This window comes from Streptomyces sp. NPDC005799 (assembly GCF_040630525.1).
Lineage (GTDB): Bacteria > Actinomycetota > Actinomycetes > Streptomycetales > Streptomycetaceae > Streptomyces > Streptomyces griseorubiginosus_B.
This window is the reverse complement of the sequence record NZ_JBEXXQ010000056.1, coordinates 67327-74816: the sequence shown is the minus strand read 5'-3', so window position 1 is coordinate 74816 and position 7490 is coordinate 67327. Positions and strand designations below refer to the sequence as shown.

The following is a 7490-nucleotide window of genomic DNA, read 5'->3' as shown; positions in this document are numbered from 1 at the left end:
GGAGCGTGATCAAGCGCCGTCGGCCGGCCTTGCGGATCGCCTTGGGCGAGCCGAACTGTTCGAGCAGTGTGAGCACGGCCGGGTGCTGGATGCGCGGGCCCAGGACGCGTTCGAGGTGCGGGTGGATCTGGGTGAGCAGGCCGCGCAGCCGGTTGGCGACCCGGGTGACCTCGCCGGCCAGGTCGTCATCGAACCCGACGATCATGTGGAGCTCGGCGACGGTCTCGTCGTCCAGCTCGATCGAGCGGAGTGTGTGGGGCATGGTGCGGGCGGCGTCCGCGATGATTGCCGCGTCGCGGGCGTCGGTCTTGCCTTCACCGGGGTAGAGGTCGGCGATCCGCCGCATCGTCAGGCCGGGCAGATAGGCGACCTCGCAGCCCGCGTCGCGGGCGACGGCCAGCGGCAGGGCACCGATCGAGGCGGGCTGGTCGACGACGACCAGCACCTTCCCGTACTTGGCCGTGAGCTTGTCGAGCATGGCCCGCATCTTCGGCTCGCTGTTGGGCAGCGGCTTGTCGACGACGTTCTTGCCGTCCGGTGTGAGGCCGGTGGCGTGGTGTTCGCCCTTGCCGACGTCGAGGCCGAGGAACACGGCGACGTCGCGGGTGTTGATCACTTCACTCCTCCTGGGAGGGTTCGTTCTTCCCGGCCAAGGCGCGGCACCGACATCCGGCAACCACGTTACGAAGAGCGTTGCCAGCGGACCGGCGCTCCTGCCCCTATCAGCGATCTACCGGTGCCTCCTGGACCGGTGACACCACCCCCCGGGTCATGGGCGACAGGGGGACATAGTCATGCCGGGCCAGAAGGCCGGGAGCCCCAAGATCGGGGCCGTCTAGAAGGTAACGGGGAAGGCGTCGTAGCCCGCGAGCGCCCGCCGGGGTCCGCCGGCCTTCGAGCGCGCGGGTGCGGGCCCGCGTCGCCCAACGCGGCGGGCGGCTCGGCGCGGCAGTCCGGGGTCGCCGAAGAGCCTGGCAGGGCCGTGGCCCATGCGTGAGACTGGGCGCATGTGCCGGAGCATCAAGACACTTCGTCCGCCCGTGTTGCCCGAGGAGGCGACCGAGGAGGAGATCAGGGCCGCGGCCCTGCAGTTCGTGCGGAAGGTGTCCGGGTTCCGGGCGCCCGCCGCGCACAACCGGGAGGTGTTCGACCACGCCGTCGAGGTGATCGCGCAGGCCACGGCGGAACTGCTGGACGGCCTCGAGGTGCGGGGACAGAAAGCGTCGGCCTGAGCGGCCGGGAGCCTGAGCGGCCGGGAGCCTGAGCGGCCGAGAGGCTGAGAGGTCGAGGGGTCGAGAGGTCGAGGGGCCGAGAGGCTGAGCGGTCGAGAAGCTGTCGGCCCGCAGGCGCTAGGACGCCTTCGCCGGCCGGCGCACCACGTACGCCGCCCCGGCCCCCGCCCCGAACAGCGCCAGCACCGACACCGCGGTCGCCAGCCATGTCGTACCCAGCCACTGGCCGCCGTAGTACCCCAGCGCCACGCTGTAGACCGCCCAGGCCAGGCCCGCCAGCGCCGACCAGGGCAGGAAGTCGCGGGCCCGGCGGTGGGCGGCGCCGGCGCCGAGGGAGACGACCGAGCGGCCGGCCGGGGCGAAGCGGGCGAGGACGACCAGGGCGCCGCCGCCCCGGGCCAGGGCCGCGCCGAGACGTTCCTGCGCGCCGGAGAGCCGGCGGGAGCGGGCGATGGCGCGGTCGAGGCGTTCGCCGCCACGCCAGGCGAGGCGGTAGGCGACCAGGTCGCCGAGGACGGACGCGCAGGCCGCGCACAGGGTGAGGGCGATGATGTCCGGGACCCGGTGCGGCACCGTGCCGGTCGCCGAGCCCGCGGCCGCCGCCGTCGCGGCCGTGATCACCAGCACACCGCTCGGCAGGACGGGCAGGAACACGTCGAGCAGCACCGACAGTGCCACCATGACGTAGATCCAAGGGCTGCCGGTCAGCGACCCCAGACTCTCCAGCACCACGACTCCCCGTGAACTCCCCCGGTGGCCCGTACCGAGCCGCAGCGTCGCGGGGGAGCGGCAGGGGCGGCCATCAATAGCCATACAGCGTACGCCCGTGCTGTGACAGGAGTTCCACGGGGGGCACGTGCGATCGGCACAGGACGTTCACCTGCGGTCCCGCCGGATCGGGCGAGGCCCGTCACTCGCTGAGGACGGACTCCTCCACCAGCGTGAGCTCGCCGTCCGCCCGTGCCTGTTCCAGCCGCAGCCGCGCCGAACGGCCGTGCAGCGCGAGGGACATGAGCTGGTTGCCGAACCAGGGCCCGCCCTTCTTGCGCCACTTGACCGGCGTCGGCGCGCACCTCCCGTGCCGGGCGAACCGCCGTCCCAGTGCGCGGGCCACCGCGCTCCACCCGAAGCGGAAGCCGAACCGCATCGCCAACGGAATGGCGTTGTGCACCGGTGAGCAGGTCAGCTGCAGCACCCGCGCGTCCGGCCCGGCGCCCGTGACCCACGTCGGCTCGGCCACGTACGCGTGATGGACGTCCCCGGACAGCACCAGCACCGTCGCCGGTGCCTGGGCCCCCGAGCCGACCTCGGCGATCAGCTCCGCCAGCGCGGCGAACGAGGCCGGGAAGGCGGCCCAGTGCTCCAGATCCGCCTTCCGCCGCAGATCCTCCCCGAACCGCGCCCAGCGCGCCCCGCGGTCGCCCCGGCACAGGGCCGCGTTCCAGGCCTCGGCGTCGTGCACCAGGTGCGGCAGCAGCCAGGGCAGCGAGGTGCCGATGAGGAGGTGGTCGTACGCCTCCCGCGCGTCCAGCACCTGCTCGCGCAGCCACTCGGCCTCGCCCGGGTCGAGCATGGCCCGGTTCTCCTCCTCCAGGACGCGGGCCGCCCGCGAGTCGACCATCAGCAGCCGCACCCGGCCGAAGTCACGCCGGTAACTCCAGCGCACCGCGGCCGCATCGGCGTCGGCCCGGCAGGCGTGCGCGCGCAACTCGTCGGTTCCGTCGGGCAGTTCGCGTACGGCCGCGTACACCGGGTCGGCCGCCAGCTCGTCCGGGGACACGTTGCCCAGGTGCTGGTGCACCCAGTACGACATCAGCCCGCTCAGCAGCCGCTCCCGCCACCACGGGGTCGCGCGCATGTCGTCGAGCCAGGCGGCGGAGGTGTTCCAGTCGTCGATGACGTCGTGGTCGTCGAAGATCATGCAGGTCGGCACGGTGGACAGCAGCCAGCGCACCTCGGGGTCGAGCCAGGACTCGTAGTAGAGGCGGGTGTACTCCTCGTAGTCCGCGACCTCGCTGCCGGGCGGCTCGCTCAGGTCGCGGCGGGCGGCGAGCCAGCGGCGGGTGGCGTCGGAGACCTCGTCGGCGTACACCTGGTCGCCCAACAGCAGCAGTACGTCGGGGCGTTCGCCGTCCGGGTCGGCCGCGATGCGCTGGGCGAGCGCGTCCAGGGCGTCGGGGCCGACGGGGTCGTCGCCGCCGGCGGCCGGGGCGGCCCAGCGGCAGGAGCCGAAGGAGACGCGGACGCCCTCGTCGTCGGCGGGAACACGGATGACGGAGGGCGGGAAACGGGAGTCGGGCGCCGGCCATACGCGCGTGCCGTCCAGGAAGACCTCGTACGCCGTCGCGGCGCCCGGGGTGAGTCCGGTGACCGGGACGAGGGCGTAGTGGTGTCCGCAGATCTGGAAGGTGCGGGCCGTCCCGGAGGCGCCGTCGGCACATCGCACCTCGGCGGTGCCCGGCCGGCCGGCCTCGACCCACACGGTCGCACTCGAGCCGCCGACGTACCTCAGCAACGGCCCCAGACGCAGCTCAGCCACCAGATCACGCTCCTCCGTCGCACCGTACGGTACGGAACGACGGAGGTGCAGGGGGAGGCTCCGTGCGTAACGATCAGCAACCGGCGAGGTAGCTCTGCAGGGCGGACTTCTCGGTCGAGTCGACGGAGAGGTCGTAGTAGTACTTCACCTGGACCCAGGCGCGGACGTAGGTGCAGACGTACGCGGAACGGGTGGGCACCCACTCGGCCGGGTCGTCGTCGCCCTTGGAGCGGTTGGAGCTGGCGGATACCGCGATGAGCTGCGGGCGGGTGACGTCGTTGGCGAAGGCCTGGCGCTGGGCGGTGGTCCACGCCGAGGCGCCGGAGTCCCAGGCCTCGGCGAGCGGCACGACATGGTCGATGTCGAAGGTGCTCGGGTCGGTGGTGGTGACCCCGTCGTACTGCGAGTACCAGGAGCCGCTGGTCGCGGTGCAGGCGGAGTCGGTGACGACGCTGCTGCCGTCCCGCTTGATGACGTACTCGCGGGTGTTGCACGTGCCGGAGATGGTGATCCAGGTCGGGAACAGGTCGCGGCTGTAGCCGGTGCGGTTCTCGGTGGCCACGGTGAGCGAGGCGAGGTAGCTGCGGGCGGTGGCGGCGCTGACCGGGGTGGGCAGGGCGGCGGAGGCGGCCTGGCCGTTGAAGAGGGCCGCGGAGGCTATGAGACCGGTAAGAGCCGCGAGTATGCTGAGCCGTCGACGCGCGTAGAACTTCGGCATGCGAACTCCCTTGTAGGGCGGGGGCGTTGAAGGGCGAGCGGGGGAATGCTCGTCGCGCCGTGTTGCGGACGGGTGAGCGTTCGGTAAGAAGTTAGTGACGCGTACATGACACGACAAGGTTCACGGTCGAACTTTCTCCCGTCCGGGCGTCGCGTACCATGGACGGCGCAGAAGGGGAGTAGCTCTTCGCCGGACCGTCGACATACTGCTCAGCTCGTCTGAGCCGGCGCCCGGAGGCGGGTCCCAGGGACCTCGCCAGCGAGACCTTCGGCAAGCAGTGCATCCCCGTGCCCATGGCGCGGGTGACCAGTGCGCTGCCCTGCCGAGGTGTCCTCCCGAAGACGTGATCACTCTCGGTGGGGCGGCCCGACCGATTGAGGACCTCTTGATCAGCATCACCGTCACGGCGCTCGTCTTCGGCGTCGTCTTCCTCGCCGAGCTGCCGGACAAGACCGCGCTGGCCGGGCTCGTGCTCGGCACGCGCTATCGAGCCTCGTACGTCTTCGCGGGCGTCGCCGCCGCTTTCGCGCTGCATGTCGTGCTCGCCGTGGCCGCCGGCAGTGTCCTGACCCTGTTGCCGCAACGGCTGGTGCACGCGCTGACGGGCGTGCTGTTCCTGGCCGGCGCCGCGATGCTGCTGTGGCAGAAGGGCGAGGACGAGGAGGAGATCCGCCGGCCCCAGGATCAGTCCTTCTGGAAGGTCGCCGGCGCCGGCTTCATGCTCATCCTCGTCGCCGAGTTCGGTGATCTGACGCAGATCATGACGGCGAACCTCGCGGCCCGGTACGACGACCCGCTCTCGGTCGGCCTGGGCGCGGTGCTGGCGCTGTGGGCGGTGGCCGGGCTGGGCATCGTCGGCGGAAAGGCGCTGATGAGGCGGGTGCCGCTGGCGCTCATCACCAAGATCGCGGCGCTGCTGATGCTGGGGCTCGGGGTGTGGGGGCTGTGGGAGGCGGTCGCGGGCTGAGCGGCGCGCGGCGGACGTGGCCCGAGCTGAACGGCCGGTGAACTCTCCGCCCGGTGGTGGCGGATGTCGGCCCGGTTTTGTACCGTGGAGAAACAAAGTGGTCCCCGCCCGTTTTCCCTGACCGGCGGGCGGGGCGCTTTGTCCCTTCCGGGGTCTGCCCGACGCGCCCTTCCGCCACGCCTTGGAGCTGCCGATGACGGTCACCACCGTGCCCACCGTCCTGACCGCCCGCGCCCTCCTGCTGGACATGGACGGCACCCTCGTGAACTCCGACGCCGTCGTCGAGCGCATCTGGCGGCGCTGGGCCGAGCGGCGCGGGCTGGACGGCGACGAGGTGATGAAGGTGGCCCACGGACGTCAGGGGCACGCGACCATGGCGCTGCTGCTCCCCGACCGTCCGATGGAGCAGAACCACGCGGACAACGCCCGGATGCTCGCGGAGGAGACCGCGGACGTCGACGGGGTCGTGCCGATCGCCGGAGCGGGCCGGTTCCTGGCGTCGCTGCGGGGTCTGCCGCACGCGCTGGTGACGTCGGCGGACGTGGCCCTGTCCACGGCCCGGATGGCCGCGGCGGGCCTGGAGCTGCCCGAGATCCGCATCACGGCGGAGTGCGTGGGCGCCAGCAAGCCCGACCCCGAGGGCTTCCTGAAGGGCGCCGCCGAACTGGGAGTGGACCCCGCGCAGTGCGTGGTGTTCGAGGACTCCGCCGCGGGCATCGCGGCCGGACGCTCCGCCGGGATGCGCGTGGTGGGCGTCGGGACCCGCGCCGACTTCCACGACCCGGACGTCGTGGTGCGAGACCTCACCCAGGTACGGGTGGAGGCGACCCCGGACGGCGGAATCCGCCTGTACGTCGGCTAAGGCCTGTTGCGAGAGTCCCGCCGTCCCGGAGAGCCGGCCCTGCGGCGTCCGGCACCCCGCCTCGGCGAACCGCCGTCGCGGGACCGGCCCAACGGTCACGGCTCGGTCGTCTCCGACTCCAGGTGGGTCCGGGTCACGAGGTCGTACACGCCGTACTCCGGGACATTGAGGCCTCGGGCCTGTTGGTATCTCGTCACCGCGTCCTGCACGCCCTCGTTGTAGTGGCCCGCGGGCGTGCGGGTGTAGAGGCCCAGTTGGGTGAGGCGCAGTTCGAGTTCGGTGACCTCGGGGCCCTCGGAGCCGCGGCGGAGGACCGGGGGCTGGGTGTTGGGCTGGGCGTTCGGCGCGCCTACGGTGCCGGTGGCCGTGACCGTGGGCGGAGTCGTCGCCGGCTTCGGCGAGCGGGACGGGGTCGGCGCGGAACTCGGTGTCGTGGACGGGGTAGGTGAGGCGGACGCCGAGGAGCTGACGGACGGGGTCGGCGCGGCGGACGGCCGCACCGGGACCGCCCGGCCCGACGGCGTCACCGACGCCGTGCTCGGCGACGTGTCCGGCACGCTCGCGCGGACGTCGTGCGGCAGTGCGTCGTCCCGGGAGGGCGGCTCGTAGGAGAACAGCCCGCTCGCCAGCCCCGCCGCGGCCACCACGGCGACGACCGCCCCGGCCGCACCCAGCAGCACGGTACGGCGACGGCCGCGCGGCCGTCCGGCGTCGTCCCCCGGTTCGTGTTCCGTGTGCCCCGCCTCGAACAGCCGCAGGTCCTGGGTGCTGGGCCCGGCCTCGGGGGGAGTCTGCGGCACGAGCGTCGCGGCCGGGCCCGGTCCCTCGGGGCGTACGGTCCGTAACGGCATCGTCGTGCCCGCGTCGGCGCCCTCCAGCTCCACGTACGGCCGTATGCGCAGCGGGTCGAAGTCCTCCGCCGCTGCCGCCTCCGCCGTACGGGTCTCGCGCAGGGCGTCGGACGCGCGCCGGGTGCAGGCGCAGGACGGCGTGTTGTCGGCGTCTCTCGGCGCTCCGCACTCCGGGCACCGCCGACCCTCCGGGTCTGTCACGCGTTCGTCCCTCCCTCCACACGGACACACGCTCGCCTCGCGAGCTCCAAGGATTATGCAGATCTTCTCCATCCGATCTCCCACAAGCCCCCGGAATCCCTCCTTCCGCAGGACTCGACA

General features: G+C 72.5%; 8 protein-coding genes. 3 read left to right on the top strand and 5 right to left on the bottom strand.

The window, feature by feature from the left end; translation table 11 throughout:
* Nucleotides 1–616 (bottom strand): IS110 family transposase (locus tag ABZ453_RS40065; RefSeq protein WP_359023202.1); only part of this gene is annotated, 616 nt, incomplete at its 3' end.
* Nucleotides 617–1007: 391 nt separating this feature from the next.
* Here ABZ453_RS40065 and ABZ453_RS40060 point away from each other — a divergent pair.
* Nucleotides 1008–1232 carry a DUF2277 domain-containing protein gene (locus tag ABZ453_RS40060; protein WP_356763468.1) on the top strand — a complete coding sequence of 75 codons (225 nt, stop codon included), beginning with the start codon at nucleotides 1008–1010 and terminating at the stop codon, nucleotides 1230–1232.
* 117 nt (nucleotides 1233–1349) lie between these two features.
* Here ABZ453_RS40060 and ABZ453_RS40055 read toward each other — a convergent pair whose 3' ends face one another.
* The 3 genes from ABZ453_RS40055 to ABZ453_RS40045 all read right to left on the bottom strand — a co-directional run bounded on the left by ABZ453_RS40055 (nucleotide 1350) and on the right by ABZ453_RS40045 (nucleotide 4489).
* Nucleotides 1350–1961 carry a VTT domain-containing protein gene (locus ABZ453_RS40055; protein ID WP_359023200.1) on the bottom strand — a complete coding sequence of 204 codons (612 nt, stop codon included), beginning with the start codon at nucleotides 1959–1961 and terminating at the stop codon, nucleotides 1350–1352.
* Nucleotides 1962–2142: 181 nt separating this feature from the next.
* On the bottom strand, nucleotides 2143–3771 hold the full coding sequence (locus tag ABZ453_RS40050) for an alkaline phosphatase D family protein (protein WP_359023198.1): 1629 nt from the start codon (nucleotides 3769–3771) through the stop codon (nucleotides 2143–2145).
* Nucleotides 3772–3844: 73 nt separating this feature from the next.
* Nucleotides 3845–4489 carry an HNH endonuclease family protein gene (locus ABZ453_RS40045; RefSeq protein ID WP_359023196.1) on the bottom strand — a complete coding sequence of 215 codons (645 nt, stop codon included), beginning with the start codon at nucleotides 4487–4489 and terminating at the stop codon, nucleotides 3845–3847.
* A gap of 385 nt (nucleotides 4490–4874) precedes the next feature.
* Between ABZ453_RS40045 and ABZ453_RS40040 the strand changes: the two genes are divergently transcribed.
* Nucleotides 4875–5456 carry a TMEM165/GDT1 family protein gene (locus ABZ453_RS40040; protein ID WP_359023194.1) on the top strand — a complete coding sequence of 194 codons (582 nt, stop codon included), beginning with the start codon at nucleotides 4875–4877 and terminating at the stop codon, nucleotides 5454–5456.
* A gap of 193 nt (nucleotides 5457–5649) precedes the next feature.
* Nucleotides 5650–6318 carry an HAD family hydrolase gene (locus ABZ453_RS40035; protein ID WP_359023192.1) on the top strand — a complete coding sequence of 223 codons (669 nt, stop codon included), beginning with the start codon at nucleotides 5650–5652 and terminating at the stop codon, nucleotides 6316–6318.
* Nucleotides 6319–6413: 95 nt separating this feature from the next.
* On the opposite strand, the gene ABZ453_RS40030 is transcribed toward ABZ453_RS40035, so the two are convergent.
* Nucleotides 6414–7370 carry a peptidoglycan-binding domain-containing protein gene (locus tag ABZ453_RS40030; protein ID WP_359023190.1) on the bottom strand — a complete coding sequence of 319 codons (957 nt, stop codon included), beginning with the start codon at nucleotides 7368–7370 and terminating at the stop codon, nucleotides 6414–6416.
* Nucleotides 7371–7490: the final 120 nt, after the last annotated feature.

Coding starts and splice junctions, on each gene's coding strand:
- ABZ453_RS40060 (WP_356763468.1), top strand. CDS start 1,008: ATGTGCCGGAGCATCAAGACACTTCGTCCGCCCGTGTTGCCCGAGGAG.
- ABZ453_RS40045 (WP_359023196.1), bottom strand. CDS start 4,489: ATGCCGAAGTTCTACGCGCGTCGACGGCTCAGCATACTCGCGGCTCTT.
- ABZ453_RS40035 (WP_359023192.1), top strand. CDS start 5,650: ATGACGGTCACCACCGTGCCCACCGTCCTGACCGCCCGCGCCCTCCTG.